14 protein-coding genes are annotated in these 14,820 nt (G+C 68.5%); 3 read left to right on the top strand and 11 right to left on the bottom strand.

The window, feature by feature from the left end:
• The first annotated feature begins 398 nt into the window (after nucleotides 1–398).
• Nucleotides 399–824: a hypothetical protein gene (locus tag OG788_RS43900; RefSeq protein WP_406376470.1), complete on the top strand. Its 426-nt coding sequence runs from the start codon at nucleotides 399–401 to the stop codon at nucleotides 822–824.
• A 64-nt stretch (nucleotides 825–888) separates the two neighbouring features.
• Nucleotides 889–1,797, top strand: a complete 909-nt coding sequence (locus tag OG788_RS43895; protein WP_406376469.1) for a hypothetical protein — start codon at nucleotides 889–891, stop codon at nucleotides 1,795–1,797.
• A 45-nt stretch (nucleotides 1,798–1,842) separates the two neighbouring features.
• Here the strand turns inward: OG788_RS43895 and OG788_RS43890 are convergent, their stop codons facing one another.
• From OG788_RS43890 to OG788_RS43845, 10 genes are all read right to left on the bottom strand, one after another.
• Complete coding sequence (locus tag OG788_RS43890; protein WP_406376468.1) at nucleotides 1,843–2,166, bottom strand: dihydrofolate reductase family protein; 324 nt, start codon at nucleotides 2,164–2,166, stop codon at nucleotides 1,843–1,845.
• A 268-nt stretch (nucleotides 2,167–2,434) separates the two neighbouring features.
• A complete protein-coding gene (locus OG788_RS43885; RefSeq protein ID WP_406376467.1) occupies nucleotides 2,435–2,905 on the bottom strand; it encodes a hypothetical protein in 471 nt (156 codons plus the stop codon).
• A 603-nt stretch (nucleotides 2,906–3,508) separates the two neighbouring features.
• Nucleotides 3,509–3,952 (bottom strand): hypothetical protein, encoded by a 444-nt coding sequence (locus OG788_RS43880; RefSeq protein WP_406376466.1) that lies wholly within the window; start codon nucleotides 3,950–3,952, stop codon nucleotides 3,509–3,511.
• 101 nt (nucleotides 3,953–4,053) lie between these two features.
• Nucleotides 4,054–4,479, bottom strand: a complete 426-nt coding sequence (locus tag OG788_RS43875) for a hypothetical protein (protein ID WP_406376465.1) — start codon at nucleotides 4,477–4,479, stop codon at nucleotides 4,054–4,056.
• Nucleotides 4,480–4,502: 23 nt separating this feature from the next.
• Nucleotides 4,503–6,983 (bottom strand): ABC transporter substrate-binding protein, encoded by a 2,481-nt coding sequence (locus tag OG788_RS43870; protein ID WP_406376464.1) that lies wholly within the window; start codon nucleotides 6,981–6,983, stop codon nucleotides 4,503–4,505.
• Nucleotides 6,984–7,396: 413 nt separating this feature from the next.
• Nucleotides 7,397–8,158 (bottom strand): YqjF family protein, encoded by a 762-nt coding sequence (locus OG788_RS43865; RefSeq protein WP_406376463.1) that lies wholly within the window; start codon nucleotides 8,156–8,158, stop codon nucleotides 7,397–7,399.
• 205 nt (nucleotides 8,159–8,363) lie between these two features.
• Nucleotides 8,364–9,191 carry a hypothetical protein gene (locus tag OG788_RS43860; RefSeq protein WP_406376462.1) on the bottom strand — a complete coding sequence of 276 codons (828 nt, stop codon included), beginning with the start codon at nucleotides 9,189–9,191 and terminating at the stop codon, nucleotides 8,364–8,366.
• 520 nt (nucleotides 9,192–9,711) lie between these two features.
• On the bottom strand, nucleotides 9,712–10,236 hold the full coding sequence (locus OG788_RS43855; RefSeq protein ID WP_406376461.1) for a hypothetical protein: 525 nt from the start codon (nucleotides 10,234–10,236) through the stop codon (nucleotides 9,712–9,714).
• A 440-nt stretch (nucleotides 10,237–10,676) separates the two neighbouring features.
• Entirely contained in the window at nucleotides 10,677–11,576 is a 900-nt protein-coding gene (locus tag OG788_RS43850; protein WP_406376460.1) for a PIG-L deacetylase family protein, read from the bottom strand.
• Between the two features lie 263 nt (nucleotides 11,577–11,839).
• Nucleotides 11,840–12,469, bottom strand: a complete 630-nt coding sequence (locus tag OG788_RS43845) for a DJ-1/PfpI family protein (RefSeq protein WP_406376459.1) — start codon at nucleotides 12,467–12,469, stop codon at nucleotides 11,840–11,842.
• 95 nt (nucleotides 12,470–12,564) lie between these two features.
• Here OG788_RS43845 and OG788_RS43840 point away from each other — a divergent pair, with 95 nt between their 5' ends.
• Nucleotides 12,565–13,902 carry a PLP-dependent aminotransferase family protein gene (locus OG788_RS43840; protein ID WP_406376458.1) on the top strand — a complete coding sequence of 446 codons (1,338 nt, stop codon included), beginning with the start codon at nucleotides 12,565–12,567 and terminating at the stop codon, nucleotides 13,900–13,902.
• A 131-nt stretch (nucleotides 13,903–14,033) separates the two neighbouring features.
• Here the strand turns inward: OG788_RS43840 and OG788_RS43835 are convergent, their stop codons facing one another.
• Nucleotides 14,034–14,813 (bottom strand): alpha/beta fold hydrolase, encoded by a 780-nt coding sequence (locus OG788_RS43835; RefSeq protein ID WP_406376457.1) that lies wholly within the window; start codon nucleotides 14,811–14,813, stop codon nucleotides 14,034–14,036.
• Between the last annotated feature and the right edge of the window lie 7 nt (nucleotides 14,814–14,820).

Here is a 14,820-nt window from a genome sequence, read left to right as displayed (position 1 = left end):
CCTCCCAGGCCGGCACCCTCTGGCCACATACCCCAAAGAAGCGCGATGCGCAGCCGGCCGAAGCCACGCCCGATCACCCGCCGCACGCATCCCCATCAGGACTTATACGGGCCCTATACCGCGTCTCACAACGATCGCTTCCCGTACCGGGCCCACCGGCTCCTGAACCCCTCCGATCAAGGAAGGAACGGGTGCGCCCATCCAGAACGACACCGACCAGTCCAACAGGCACCCCCCGCCGTGGAGATGACGTCGTAGTCGCAGAGAACGCGAAGAAGGGACACAGCGTGAAGCTCAGGTTCAGCTCGGTAAGCGATCAGAACACCCATCAGCGGATCACTGGGAAGGCAGGACAGCACATGCGTACAAAGCTCGCGGCAGTCGCAGGAGTGGCCGCCATGACCGCCACGCTCGGACTGGCCAGCGCGTCCCCCTCGGCCGCCGGCCCCAACTGCGCCTCCGGCTACCACTGCGTCTTCTACACCGACATCAACTCCGCACGGCAGTCCTTCTTCAACTCCGATCCGGACTTCTCCAACGACACCTTCGACGAGTACAACGTGAGCGGGGTCGGTCGCAACGACACGGTCAACAACAACGTCTACTCGGCCAGCAATTCAAGCACCGGGAACTACGAGAGCCACTACTGGGACAACACCAACGGAACGGGCTTCCTGTTCTGCCTGAACCCCGGTCACTACGTCAACTCCGCCTCCACCGTCGACCAGGCGGGCAGGCAGAGCGGCGATCCGCTGCCCGCTGACCTCCGGAACCGGGCCAGCCGGCTGACGCTCCCGGGCCGAACGTCGACCGACTGCTTCTGACCTCTGTGAACGGCGGGCCCGGCGCAAACCGGGCCCGCACGTTCCGGACCTCGACAGGATTCCCATGGCACTGAGCTTCCACGGCACTCGCCGGCACATCGCCGCCTGCGTCCTGACCGTCACGGTGGGCGCAACGATCTGGGCGCTCGCCGACGCGAGGGCCCAGAACCCCGAACCCCGACCCCATCGTCCGCTGTCCCCGGCCATGCTGGCCGAACAGGGCTTGCGTCCGCCGATCTACACCCAGCTCTACGCCTGGACCCAGAGCGGCGAACAGATCGCGACCGCCCAGCAACAGGTCCTCGTCGCCTGCATGGCCGAGCGCGGATTCACCCTCAAGCCCGCTCCCGTGGCGAAGGCGGGTGACGCGGCGGTGTCCCGCCCGACTCCGTTCGGTCTCGAGACCCTCGAAGAAATCGGGGCGGACAGCCAGACGCAGGCGCCACCGGAGCAGCCGCAAGGAGAGGCCTTCAACCGCGCCCTCTACGGCAAACCCGGAAACGAGATCTCCGTCAAGGGCAAGCTGCTCAAGGTGACCATGCCGGCGGGAGGCTGCCAGGCCGAGGCGGAGAAGCACATGCTGGGCGACGGCCGGGTGCGGTGGACGGAACTGCGGATGCAGCTCGACGAAGGGGAGCAGACAGCGTTCAAGTGGCTCAAGCACGACTCCCTCTTCCGCAAGGCGAACGAGGGCTGGCGGCAGTGCATGCTCACCAACCGCGTCCAGGCCAAAGACCCCCTCGACCTGATCAGAGCCTTGCCGCCCGACGCGGACATCCGCACCCACCCCGCAACCAAGGCGGACGTCCACTGCAAGCAGGACACCGGATACCTGCGCACCGCCTACGCCAGACTCGCCGTGATGCAGCAGCGCTGGCTCGACGATCACCCCGACGTACTCAAGGACCGCACCGCGCTGCGGGACAGGCAGCTGAGAATCGCCCGCCAGGTCCTCCAGGGGCAGGTTGGCTGAGCAATCGGCGCACCCGATCTGCCCCGGCCCGGCTGCACCGGGTGCTCACGGCTGGGTGTGGTAGCGGAGGTAGACCACGCCGCTGGTGAGCCGGCGTTCGTCCAGGAGCTCGAAGCGGAGCCGGGCCCCGTCGGGGAGGAAGGGCTTGCCGCCGCCCAACACGGCGGGGCCGACGAACAGGTGGTACTCGTCCACCAGCCCTGCGGCGATCGCGTGGGCGGCGAGGGCGGCCCCGCCGACGGTGAGGTCACGCTCGGAAGATGCCTTCAGCCGCCGAACCGCCTCGGGGTCGAAGTCGCGTTCGATCCGGGTCCGGGTGGTGGCTTCGTACGCGCCCCACTGCCGAACGAACACCCCACGGTCTGACATCGCCAGCTGACATCAACGTCGCCGAACGACAACGGATCACAGCGATTGAAGCTGGACCACGGCCCGCCCAGCAAGCACGAGTCCAGCCGCACGGATGAGGGATCGAACTCCTAAAGCGGGTGTCGCAGGTTCGAATCCTGCGGAGGTGACACAGACGACAGGGCCGCTTAAAAGGTCTCCCCCTTCGGCTGCCCCCTCGTCGTGTCGCCATCTGCGGACGGCTATGTTCTTGGTGGGTCTCGGTCAAGAGACTTCACTGCGAAGGTGTTCAGCGCAGCGATCGACGCTCATCCACACGGCGTGGTGGGACTCCCAGGAACGCGCCGGGCTCCGCGGAACCGTAGAAGATGTTGAACGTCTCCAGCCGGTAGGACCATTCACCGCCACAACTCCCAACGAACCGGTAGTTGATCTGCCACTGCAGCCACTGACCGGGAGCCAGACGAACGGCAGGCGGGCGTCGGTTGCGTCGAGGCATACCGAACATGGTCACCTCTGGTGGATCCACGCGCAGCAACCCGTCTATCTCGCGAAGGACTGTCCCGGGATTCAGCAGATCCCGCACCTGCATACGAGGCACGAAGGATTCGGACTCCCACATGGCGACCTCGTGCAGGGCAGAACTCAACCCCGAGGGCAACAAGAAGGCCGTGGGAGCGGCATTCCTCCGGGTAGCTTCAGCACCGCCGCGCGACTTCTTGGTCCACGACGTAAGCACCCGCTGAACGACAGCATCCATGGGCTCGATCATCCGGCAGGACATCCCGCCGCGGCCACAGGGTTACCTGCCCTGCCAGAACCGACACCTGCAGGGCGAGAGGAGGGTCTGACGCCCGCTGCGTGTCTAACTGCGTGACAACGGTGACGAACAGCAGCGGACGATCGCAGACGCCAACGGACGATCGCCGCAGGTAATGGCACACCAGCCCAAGGCAGAGCGCCCGTCCAAGTTGCTTCGGGACGAAGCGGTCGGGCTGCAATTCGAAGCAGATCTACAGCCACGTTCCGTTAGGGTGCGCCACATGATCAGCGATGTCCCGGCCTGTCCTGAGTGCAGCCAGCCGATGAGGTCTGGTGGCCTCGTGCTCTCCAGACGCGAGGACGACGGCCGGCGGACCTGTCGATCGCTGTGGCGATGCGTCAGTCAGCACGTCTGGTGGAACTGGGCGGATCGGCCGGGCGAGCCCTTGGAGATTTACCCCATGCCGCAGTTGTTCCAGTGACATCCAACGCTGACATCAACGACCACGGACAGCTGCAGCGTTGGACGGCCGTAGGCGGCACTCGTGTGCGCAGCCAGGCCCCGCCAAGGGCCAGTTGGATCGAACTTACAAGGCGAGGGTCAGTCTTCGCCTACCTGTAGCAGGACCACGGTAAAGCCGTTGCCAGTGCCGACGACCACGCGGTCGAAGGTGTGACGAGTGACGGAACTCCAGGCGCGTACCCGATCCGAGAGATCGCTGATGTTCGTGTGCCAGGCGGACCCGTAGCCAAGCAGCTCGACCACGCGGGCCGCTGCCCGGCGTGCATGGGCGCGGTCACGTCGTGGTCTACCGGGGAACACCAGCTCGTCCACTGCGAGGTACGCCATAAGGTCTGTCGCACATTTCGGGTCGACCTCGATGAGCGCCTCGTCCACCTCGGCTGGCGAGTTGGGGCCGATCGCCCCAGGCGCGGCGTACTGTTCCCAATCCCGTTGCGGCACGTCGTTGTTCCTCCCGGGAAGGCTGAAAACCGCGCAGACATCAGCGGGCACGGTGCGCAGGCTCGACTGCTCTATCCGCACGTCGATATCGGGGGCCGATCATCCGTGCCGCCCTTGCGGTCATCGCCGATCGGTAGCAACGCCGCGGTTGCCGGCGCACCCATCACCGTTGTCCATGGGGGTCATTCGTCCCAGTCGAGCGTGAACTGGCCTGTGGTGCTGTCGTGGCTGACGGTGCAGTTTCGGGGTGTGAAAGCGAAGGTCTCTGCCGCCCATCCGGCGATCGCCGGAGCGAGGGCCTCCTCCGCGTAGTTGACCTCGAAGATCTCCAAGGCCCGAACTGAGATCAGGATGTAGGCGCTGGTCTCGATGCGTTCGATGTCGCCGGCCACTTGGCCCAAGCCGGCCCGCAGCCAGGCGACTTCGCGCTCGTTGAGGACCAGCCGATTCCCGTGGAAGGCGTTGACGACTTCGGAAGCGTCCAACCAGACCCGGTTGCTGACGGGGGCGCCCGGTGTCGGCACATCCGTCAGGTGCGTGACCTCGGCTGCGATCCCGAGAAACAGCCCGAAGCCGCCCTTCTGCACCTTGTAGCGATAGGCTCCCATGCTCCTCAGTCGTTTCGTGAAGGTCAGGGAGTGACGGGGCCGCTGGTCACGGTGGTCCATCGGCCGTCGGCCACCGAGTACACGGTCAGGCGCCGGTTGCGGGTGTCGCCGTACCCGTCGAAAGCGACAGGGCCCGTGACCCCGTCGAAGGAGAGCCGGGCCACGGCCGGTGGCATCTTCGCGCGGGCGTCCCGCGGGAGGGTGCCGCCGTTGGCCGTCACGAGGGACTTCACGGCCTCGATCAGACTCCAGGTCGCGTCGTAGGCGTACGGTCCGTACCAGCCGGCCGCCTCCGAGTACCCCGCCTTGCGGTACCGGGCGAGGAAGTCCACCCCGCGCGCCTCGTGTTCGGCAGGGACGCCGATGTTGACGGCGAGGTCGCCGTCGGCCTTCGGGCCGGATGTGAGGAACTGCTGGTCGAAGATGCCGTCGCCGCCCATCAGGGGGATGCCGGCCCCGGCCTGCTTGAGCTGCTTGGAGAGCGGCCCGGCGGTGTCGTAGTAGCCGCCGAAGTAGACGGAGTCGGCGCCCGAGGCCCGGACCTCCGCGGCGAGGCCGGGGAACTCCCGCTGCGCGGGATCGACCTGCTCCGTGCCGACCACGGTCCCGCCGAGCTTCTCGAACTCGGCCGTGAAACCGGAGGTGAGGCCGGTGCCGTAGGCACTCTTGTCGTCGACGACGTACACCTTGCTCTTCCCCGCCTCGGCGTGGAGGTACCGGGCGGCGAACGGCCCCTGGTCCACGTCCGTGGTAACGGTGCGGAAGTACGTGTCGTACGGACGGGACTTGGTGCCCGCGGCCCAGTCGGGGCCCAGCGTCAGCGCGGGGTCGGTGTTGCCCGGTGAGACGTTGACCAGGTCCGCCCGGGCCAGGGGTGCCACCAGGGTCCGGGCCGTGCTGGAGTTCAACGGTCCGACGACGCCCAGCACCGTCTCGTCGGACACGAAACGGGCGGCGTTCGGCCCGCCCTTGGCCGGGTCGGCCGCGTCGTCCAGGGCCTTGATCTCGAACTTCACGCCCGGGACGTACCCCTTCTCGTTCGCGGTTTTGACCGCCAGGTCGGCCGAGTTCCGGATACCGAGGCCCATCGTGGACAGACCGCCGCTGAGCGGTGCGTCGACCCCGATCACCACCGTGACGGCGGAAGCCGTCGCACCGCTGCCGGCCGCTCCGCCGCCGCCGGGTGTCTCATCCTCTCGGGAGAGACTCCAAGTCAGGACGGAACCGGCCGCGAGCGTGGCCAGCGCCGCGCCCAGGACCACGGAACGCCGGGTGAGGGCGCGCGCCTTCACCGACCCCTGCGCGTCCCTCTCCACCTTGGCCGTCGCCCCCAGCGAGACCAAGTCCTCGGTCGGGGGCAGGGTTACGGGCCCCGGCGGCGGGCCGGTCGGCCGGTCCTGGGCGGGGCGCCGTGGGTTGACCGGGGCGGGGCGCCGTGGGTCGACGGGGGCGGCCCCGGAGTCCTGGACCGTGGGCTTGTGCGGAGTTGAGGGCTCGGGGGGCGTACGGGGCTTGGGCGGCGTAGGAGGTGGTGCCTGCTCCGTCGCGGCGTCCGGTGCCGGTTCCGTCGCGGCGTCCGGTGCCGGTTCCGTCGCGGCCTCCGGTGCCGGTTCCGGGTCGGGAGCGCGTTCGGGCTCCGGCCCCGCCCCCCGCGTGGTGGCCGCGTCCTCCCGGGCGGGGAAGGAGCGCAGCACCGACGCCAGCATCCCGGCGGCCTCGGTGGCGCCCACCCGCTGCTCCGGGTCCTTGGTGAGCAGCGCCTCCAGCACGGGCGCGAGCGGTCCGGCGTGGACCGGCGGCCGGTACGGGCGGGTGAAGACGGCCACCGCCAAGGCGTGGAGCCCTTCCGCCTCGAACGGCGGCTGCCCCTCGACGGCGTGGTACAGGGTGGCGCCGAGTGCCCACAGGTCGTTGGCGGGGGTCGGGCGCTTGCCCTCCAACTGCTCCGGGGGCATGTACTGCGGCGTACCGATGACGATCCCGCTGTGGCTCAGTTTGGTCGTGGCGTCCGCGAGGTGCGCGATGCCGAAGTCGGTGAGGACGACCCGGTCCTTGGTCAGGAGCACGTTGTCCGGTTTGATGTCGCGATGGACGATCCGCGCCTCGTGCGCCTCGGCCAGTGCGTCGAGCATGGCGGCGCCGATCTCGGCCACCCGCTGCACGGGCAGTCGGCCCTCCCGGCGGATGGCGGCGGCCAGGGACTGCCCGCGGATGAACTCCATGACGATCACGGGGGCGCCGTGGTGTTCCACGACGTCATGGATCGTGATGATCCCGGGGTGGCTGAGAGTGACCGCTGCGCGAGCCTCGCCGGTGAAGCGTCTGAGCAGCGTGGCGCGGTCGTCCTCGTCCATCCCCGGTGGGAAGAGGATCTCCTTGATGGCGACCTCGCGTCCGAAGAGCTGCTGGTCCAGGCCACGCCAGACCCGGCCCATACCGCCCTGGCCGATGCGTTCGACCAGCTGGTAGCGGTCGGCGATGAGTTCGGAGTTCTGCTCGGTCACGCGCACACTCTAGGTGCTGCCGCGCCGGTCAGGTGAGGGAACGGTGGCTTGATCCCGTCCCCTGAGAGCAGGGGCGGGGCAAGCCCGGGGCAGGGCTGGGAGCAGGCCCTCGCCGCCCCTCCGGACCCGGTTCGCGTCCAGAGGCCCTGACAAGACCCGCAGTTGTCGGTCTGCGGTGGGGCGGTGAGGATTTTCGTCGGCCCGACAACACCTCCGGGAACGCTTCCTCGCCGACCACTCCGAGGAGATCCGTGACCTGCGCACCGAAGCCGTCGGCGCCGACAGGGCCGGCTGTACAGAGGTTTTCGTCGGTACGTGACGGCGCGGCCGCGCGGATGGCGTCACGCGAGCGCAGGCCCGTCCGCGGGACATCTCCGCTCGCGCGGAGATGACAGACCCCATCATGAAGTCGGCTACGACGCTCGACGGTGCGCTTCGGCACTGGCCCGGATCGGGTACCCGAGGCGGACCGGGACGCCTGGCGAGTACAGGACACTGACCGGGGCGTCACCGGGAGCGAGGATTCCTGCCGCCGGAAGCAGGTTCTCTTCGCACGTGATCAGCTCGGCACGGTACAGGGGCCAGCGCGGATGGTCATTGGGAAGATACTTCGAGCCGCCGAAGAACGTGTTGTGCATCCCCCATCGGGCAGTGAGAAAGTGCTCCAGCTCGGTGGGTTCGTCGACGCGTTCACCGGTCCGTACGGTGATCCGGCTGTACGCCCCTCGAGGGGCGGGCCAGCGACGGGAGCTCGAGTACGTGACGGTGTCCCCGGCGGACCGGATGTCCATCCGCGACCACAGGTACGGCAGCCGGAACCCGAAGCGCCCGATCAGCACCGGGAGCAGCCGTGCCGCGTCCATCGACCTGAAGACGACCCCGCGACGCCCTTGCTCATCGACCGAGTAGAGCCGCACGTTGGTCTCGGGGAAGGACCCGAAGTACGGCACCCCGGGCAGGCGCAGCAGTCCGACCTTGTGCATCCGGAAGGCGACGAGCCCCACGTGAGCAGCTCCGTGATGGGTATCGGGGACGGTCCCACTCGGCAGCAGCCCGGCAACGGCGTCAGGTTCGACGGCCCAATGGACGAACGTGAGGTCGAGCCATTGCTGGGTGAAGAGAGGACGGTCCAGGGATACGGGAGCGTCGGGCGTGACCGAGGTGGGCGATTGCACGTCGCCAGAATGGCAGAAACCACCAAACCCGATGATCGGTCCTTGCACTGAAAGGATGGTTTTCGGGGAGTGCAGCCGCCATTCCGAGAAATGCCAGGTCGCTCTCCGGGCTTCCACCGACCACCGACCACCGGAACAACAGGGGTCCGTGACGGGCATGCCTGTCGACACGATCTGGAGGGTGCCCTCACCCGTCAGGGCCGGACTACCGGCGCGTCCTGTGAAGGAAGCGGCCCGACGGCCGTGACTCCCAGCGCAGGCGCACGCCGGTGGCGCGGGCGACCAGGCGCAGATGCGGTCCGGTGTTCCCCGTGTACCAGATCGCCCGGTCAGAACCGGGCCATGCGTAAGCCGGAACCCCGTCGTCCAGCAGGGAGGTCAGCCGGGGCTCATGAAGGGCCATTGCGGAGTACGCGTAGACCGCGGAGAGCCGAGGGGCGATCAGGCCGTAGTCGAGGAGGCGGGCGAGGGCGTGCTCGTCGAGGATGGCCTCCTCGACGGGCACGCCCACCGGGTATTCGGACGGGAAGGACCGGCCAAGGTCCAGGAACATCCGGACGGTACGCCTGCGGGGGTCGGCCAGCAGGGGACCGAGCGCGGCCAGCGGGCCGAGCGCGAGTCGGGGACGGACCAGCATCGCGTGGGTGAACAGGACGCGGAGGAGCGCGACGTTCATCATGAAGCGCTCCACCTGGAGCTCGGTGGCCGCCAACTCTTCGTGCTGCAGGTAGCCCCCGACGATGCTGGCGTTGTGTGCCCGGTACCAGAGGCCGGGTGCCGGGGTCCGGATGAAGTCGAGCCAGAACTCGACGCTGCGGGCGCTGGCGGTGCCGGTGACGCCGTCGGTCAGCAGACGAGCCTCGACCTTGTCCCGGAGCAGCCGGTCGTTGACAGCACGCCACCAGGGGCTTCCTGGCACGTCGGCGGATTCGGGCGCGAGCACTCCGCGGGCACGCGACCAACGAGTGAAACTCAACTCGGCGTTGCCGTACGGACGGATTGCGTCGGAGGCGAGATAGAAGTCCCGTGCCAAGGCGAAACGGTCGGCAACCCTGTTTCGTACACGTGCCACCTGCTGGTCGGCGTATGAGGCCGCGTCAGTCACAGCTGCCCGATCGGCTCGGAAGCATTCGAGAACCCCAAGAATTCCAGGACCGACGCCCTTGCGAACATCGGTACATTCCGCATGCAGAAAGCGCATGAGCACGGTATCGCGCCTCACGCGATTCGCATCGGCATCACCGCGCCCTGACGTGTGCCAGGTCCGCCGACAACGACGTCCGCTCCTTTGTCTTCCGCCCTCGAAGCGGCGCGGACGGCCTTCAGCGGGGCCGTTTCCGTGCGATGGAATTCGGGAGTCAGTGCCCTGCGCGAGGGGCCCGGCCGCTGGAAACCACCCAGCGGCCGGGCCCCTCGTGCTCGTCCGGTTCACTCGCCCGTCACCGTCGGTCGATGTCTGCCGGCCGTGCGCCACGCATCCGGCGCACCAGACATCCGCACCACCGTTCACCGTGTCGTACCGATGCCGGACGCCCGGCGGGGCGGCTCCGCCGTCAGCCGTTGGTCGTGGTGGTGATGTCGGCGATGTGGTTGTAGCGCTCCAGCAGCACGAAGAGCTTGGTCTTCTGCGTCGTGTCCCCGCTGCCGAAGGTCAGGGTGACGATCACCTCATGGCCCATGCCCACGGCGCCGTTGTCGGCCACCGTCCACCGCGCCGGGACGTTCTGGGCACGCAGGACGCCGTCCACCCCGTTGTCCTCCTCCCAGGCCGCCAGCCGCTCGGCGAAGTCGGGGGTCAGGTAGTGCTTGCGCAGCGCCGTCGCCAGCGTGACGTCCGGGTCCTCGTAGTCGCCCTTCGCGTCGATGTAGGCGCCGTAGAAGTCGGCGACCCGGGTCACCGCCTGGCCGGTCGTACCGCTGACCGACCGTGATGCGGCGGCGGACGCCTTCGTGGGGGCATGGACGGCGGCCTGTGCCGACACCTGCGTCGACACTCCGACTCCGACGGCCAGGACGAGGCCGGCGGCGACGACCGCGAGGCGGCCCGAACGACGGCGTGCGGGGGACTTCCTGCTCATGTGCGGCTTCCTTTGCTGGTCCGTAAGGGGTTGCTCTCGGCCGGTTCCGGCTTGCGTGCCGAAGACGCCTGCCGACGTGTCGCCACCTCGTCCGTGTCCGATGCGAAGACAGGACGGCGGCCGGCTGCCCGATCGGACAGAAGTCGGCCCGGTGTCTTCGTCCCGGGGCGGTCGTTCCACCTCGGTCGGTGCGACACCCAGAGCTTCGAGGACGCCGGAGATCCACCACAACAGCTGCCGCCACACGTGCAACGGTGGAACGGTCCCATCCCTGTTGACCTGCGGAAACAGGGGGTGCCTGGGATGCCCTCCCGGGACGCGGAGACGACGCGAGGTGGTCGGCCGAGCGTCCGGCGAACCAGCCTGGACCGGGCCGTCCGCGTGGCCGTCGGGCCTGCTACCGGCCTCGGGACGCGACGGACCCGCTGGACGTACCTTCCCTACACCGGGCCGGTCCGGTAGTTCGAGGGCAGTGTGTACACGAACTCCCGTGGATCGGCGTGCGCCTGCTCCAGCCAGACGGGGACGCTGTGGTACCCGAGGGTGTAGAGATTCCGGCTGGGGTCCCAGGTGTTGTAGGCCAGGATCGAGGAACGCTTCTTGGCCATGTGGGCCGCCGGAATGTTGAGCACATACGCGGCGCCGCGGCCGCGATCGGCGGGGTTGGGATACTGCTGGTAGGCGTAGATGTGGTTGAAGCGGACGTCGGTGAGTTCGCCGTTCTTCATCAGCCAGTAGGCGGCATCGCTGCACGCCTTGTGCGTGGGGTTCTTGTCCAGCCACCCGGCCGCGAACTTGTGCGAGGCACCGGGATATTGCTGGGCGAGTGCCCGGACCTTGGCCATGATCTTCTTGACGAAGTTGTCATAGTCGCCGAAGGCTTCGTCGGAGAGCTTGAAGTTGATGACCTTGTCGACGCCCAGGGCCTTGGCGGAGAGGTTGAACTCGGCCGTGCGGCCGGTGACGACCTCCGGTGTCGGCCAGCTCTCCTGCCACCCGAGCTTGTGGTAGTGGCCGGGGGCGGAACAATTGCCGCCCAGGCTTTGGCAGTTGCCCTGGTTCATGAACGCGGCGAGGTCACCGTTCTCCCCCTTGCTGACGAGCACCAGATAGACCGGCCTGCCGGCCGCCTTGTGCTCCAGTATCGAACCGGCGAGCCCGATCGCCTCGTCGTCCTGGTGCGGCGAATAGAAGATCGCCGGGGCCGCTGCCGCCGATGCGCTCGGAGCGCCCACGGCGGTGTCGAGCGCCACTCCCGCGGCCACCAGGCCGGCGGTCGTCAGCACCGACCTTCGCGAAGGACCGGACGATGTGGGGCGGTTCGGATCGTGGGCAGGCATGGGTATTCCTCTCACGCGGTGAGTGTGCTGCCGCGGGAGCGCCCGATCACACGAGGTGCGGGCGCTGCTCCGTGGCATGAATCCACGCTGCCAGGCGTCACTGACGTTCCACTGACCTTTTCCTGATGGCCGAAAGCACCTCTCCTGACGGGGCTACCGCGACTGCCACCCCGGCACGCTGTGTGCCTTTTCGCTGGTCACCCTCCGGGCGGTGCCAAGAGCGGAGACGACGGGGGCGGAACTCCCGGTCGAAGATCGGTCGTTCAGATCAGGGCCGGCGCGGGGGCGGGAAGGTAGGGGGTGATGTTGCGCCAGGCGCGCTCGAAATTTTTTTTCTCCTTCTCGCCGACCGGGGCGACATAGCGCAGCGCGCTTTCCGCGGCGTCGTTGCCCTTGAGGCGCGCGATGATCCAGGCGGCGAGGTAGTGCGAGGCCAGGCAGCCGCCGGCGGTGGCGATGTTCTCCTTGGCGTAGAAGGGCTGGTTCAGTACCTCGACGCCGGCGGCGACGACCCAGGGCTTGGTGATCAGGTCGGTGCAGGCGGGGATGTCGTTGAGCAGGCCGAGCTTGGCCAGAACGAGCGCGCCGGAGCACTGTGCCGCGATGAGCTGGCGCGAGGGGTCCAGGCGGCGCAGGACGTTCATGATCGCCGGGTCTTCGACGACCTCGCGGGTGGCGATGCCACTGCCGACGATGACGGCGTCGGCGGCGCACGCCTCCTCAAGGGTCGACATCTGCTCGATGACCACCCCGTTCATCGACGTCACCTTCGGGTTGGGGGTGGCGATGGTGACGCGCCAGTCGTCGTTCTTGACGCGGTTGAGCACACCGAGCGCGATCAGGGAGTCGAGTTCGTTGTAGCCCTCGAAGGTGAGGATGGCGATGTGCGGCACGGCGGCTGTCCTTCCGGCTGGGTGCTGGGTGAGTGCCGACGGTAGGGACCCACAGACAGGACAGTCAAAGAATTGTCATGGATACAATCCGGTGCATGGCAGCCTCGCGGTACAAAGCGCTGGTCGACGCGCTCGCATCCGACATCCGGACCGGGCGGCTCGCCGCGGGCGTGCGGCTGCCGACACACCGCGGGCTCGCCGCCCGGGAGGGCATCGCCGTGGTGACCGCGACCCGGGTGTACGCCGAGCTGGAGACGATGGGCCTGGTGAGTCGGGAACAGGGCCGCGGCACCTTCGTGCGGGACATCGCGGTGCCCGCCGGTCACGGCATCGACCAGCAGGTCGTCGCCACGGACGCGGTCGACCTCAACTTCAACTATCCGTCGCTGCCCGGGCAGGCCGATCTCCTTCGGCAGGCCCTGCGCGAGCTGGCCGCCTCTGGTGATCTCGACGCGCTGCTGCGCTACCAACCGCATCGAGGGCGCCCCCAGGACAGAGCCTCGATCGCACGGCACCTGAGGCGCCGGGGAATCACCACCGACCCGGATCGGATCCTGATCACCAACGGTGCGCAGCACGGCCTCGCCATCACCGTCATGGCCACGCTCAACGCCGGCGACGTCGTCGCGGTCGACGCGCTCACCTACCCGGGCTTCAAGGTGCTCGCGCATGCCTTTCACCTCGACCTGGCACCCATCCCCGCAACCGCCGACGGGCCTGATCTCGACGCGTTGGAGAAGCTGTGCGCGACCCGGCCGGTGCGCGCGATCTACACCATGCCCACCCTGCACAACCCGCTGGGCTGGGTCATGCCGGCGACCGGCCGAACCCGCCTGATCAAGATCGCCCGCCGGCACGGTTCGCTCATCATCGAGGATGCCTCCTACGCCTACCTGGTCGAGGCCCCTCCGCCGCCTCTGGCCGCAACCGCGCCGGACATCACCGTCTACGTCTCGGGACTCTCGAAGAGCGTCGCCACCGGCCTCCGAGTCGGCTTCGTCGTCGCCCCGCCGTCCGCCGTGCCGTCGCTCGAACGCGCGATTCGCGCGACCACCTGGAACACTCCGGCCCTCACGACCGCCGTCGCCTGCCGATGGCTGGAGGACGGCACGGTGGATCATCTGGAAGCGCTGAAGCGCGACGATGCCAAGGCCCGCCAGGCGCTGGCCGGACGAGAGCTGGCAGGTCTCCCTCTCATCAGCCACCCCTCGTCCTATTTCACCTGGCTGCCGCTGCCCGACGACGCGCGCGCCGACCGTCTCACCGCCACCCTCGCGCGCCTGCACATCTCGGTAGCCACAGCCGAGCCGTTCACCACCACGACGCACACACCGCAGGCGATCCGCCTCGCTCTGGGCTCGACCGATCTGGACAGTCTCCGGTCGACGCTGCGTACAGTGCGACGAGTCGCCCTCGAGGACGCCCAGGCCTGAACTCCCCCCAGTCGGCCGCTTCCTGGCCGCACGCGTCACAAGACGCGTGCTCCTTGGCGGACTTGAGGCGAGAGCCGTCGCGCGGGCCGGTCGGCGGCGGGCGTCCGCTCCGGCCCGCACCGAGGGCCCGGCTACGGCTGGTCGGTCACGAACCGGTCGACCACGGCGGTGAGTTCCGCCGGCTTCTCCACGGGCAGTTCATGGCCGGCGTCCACGATCCGCACCACGGCGTCCGGGTAGGCCTTCGCCATCCGCAGCATCTGTGAGAGGGGCAGTTGGATGTCGTGGTAGCCGTGGACCAGGAGGGTGGGGGTGCGGATCTCCCCCAGCCGGTCGAGGACGTCGAAGGACCGCATGGCGCCGTAGCACGTCATGACCACCTCCTGGGGCGTGTCCGCCGAAGCCCGGACGTACTCGCGGATCTTCTCGCGCGGGTAGCCGGGGGCGAAGGCCCGCTGGATGTTGGCGGCCACGAACAGCTTGAACGGCACCATGGTCGAGACCGCCATCAACAGACCCCTCCCCCGGCTGTAGGTCATCCTGCTGATCGAGTTCACCAGAACCAGCCGCTCGACCCGCTCGGGGTGGTCGAGCGTCAGGGTCTGCGCGATCATCCCGCCCATCGAGTGGCCGACGAGGACGAACCGGTCGAGCTCCAGGTGGTCGAGGACGGCGAGAACGTCACCGGCCAGCTCCGCCACGGTCCGCCGCCCCGATCCGGCGCTCTCCCCGTGCCCGCGAAGGTCCAGCCGTACGACCCGCCGCTTCTGGGCGAAGTGGTCCACCTGGTGGTCCCAGCGGTGCCGGTTGGCCGTCCAGCCGTGGATGAACACAAGGGGCACGCCGTCACCGTCGCGGGGGCCCTCGTCGTCGTACGTCAGCGCGGCGCCGTCGACTTCGAGCTGCGGCATGGGGCCT

Source organism: Streptomyces sp. NBC_00647 (assembly GCF_045207245.1).
Classification (GTDB): Bacteria; Actinomycetota; Actinomycetes; order Streptomycetales; family Streptomycetaceae; genus Streptomyces.
The sequence above is the reverse complement of the archived record's forward strand: the minus strand, read 5'-3'. Positions and strand labels throughout refer to the sequence as shown.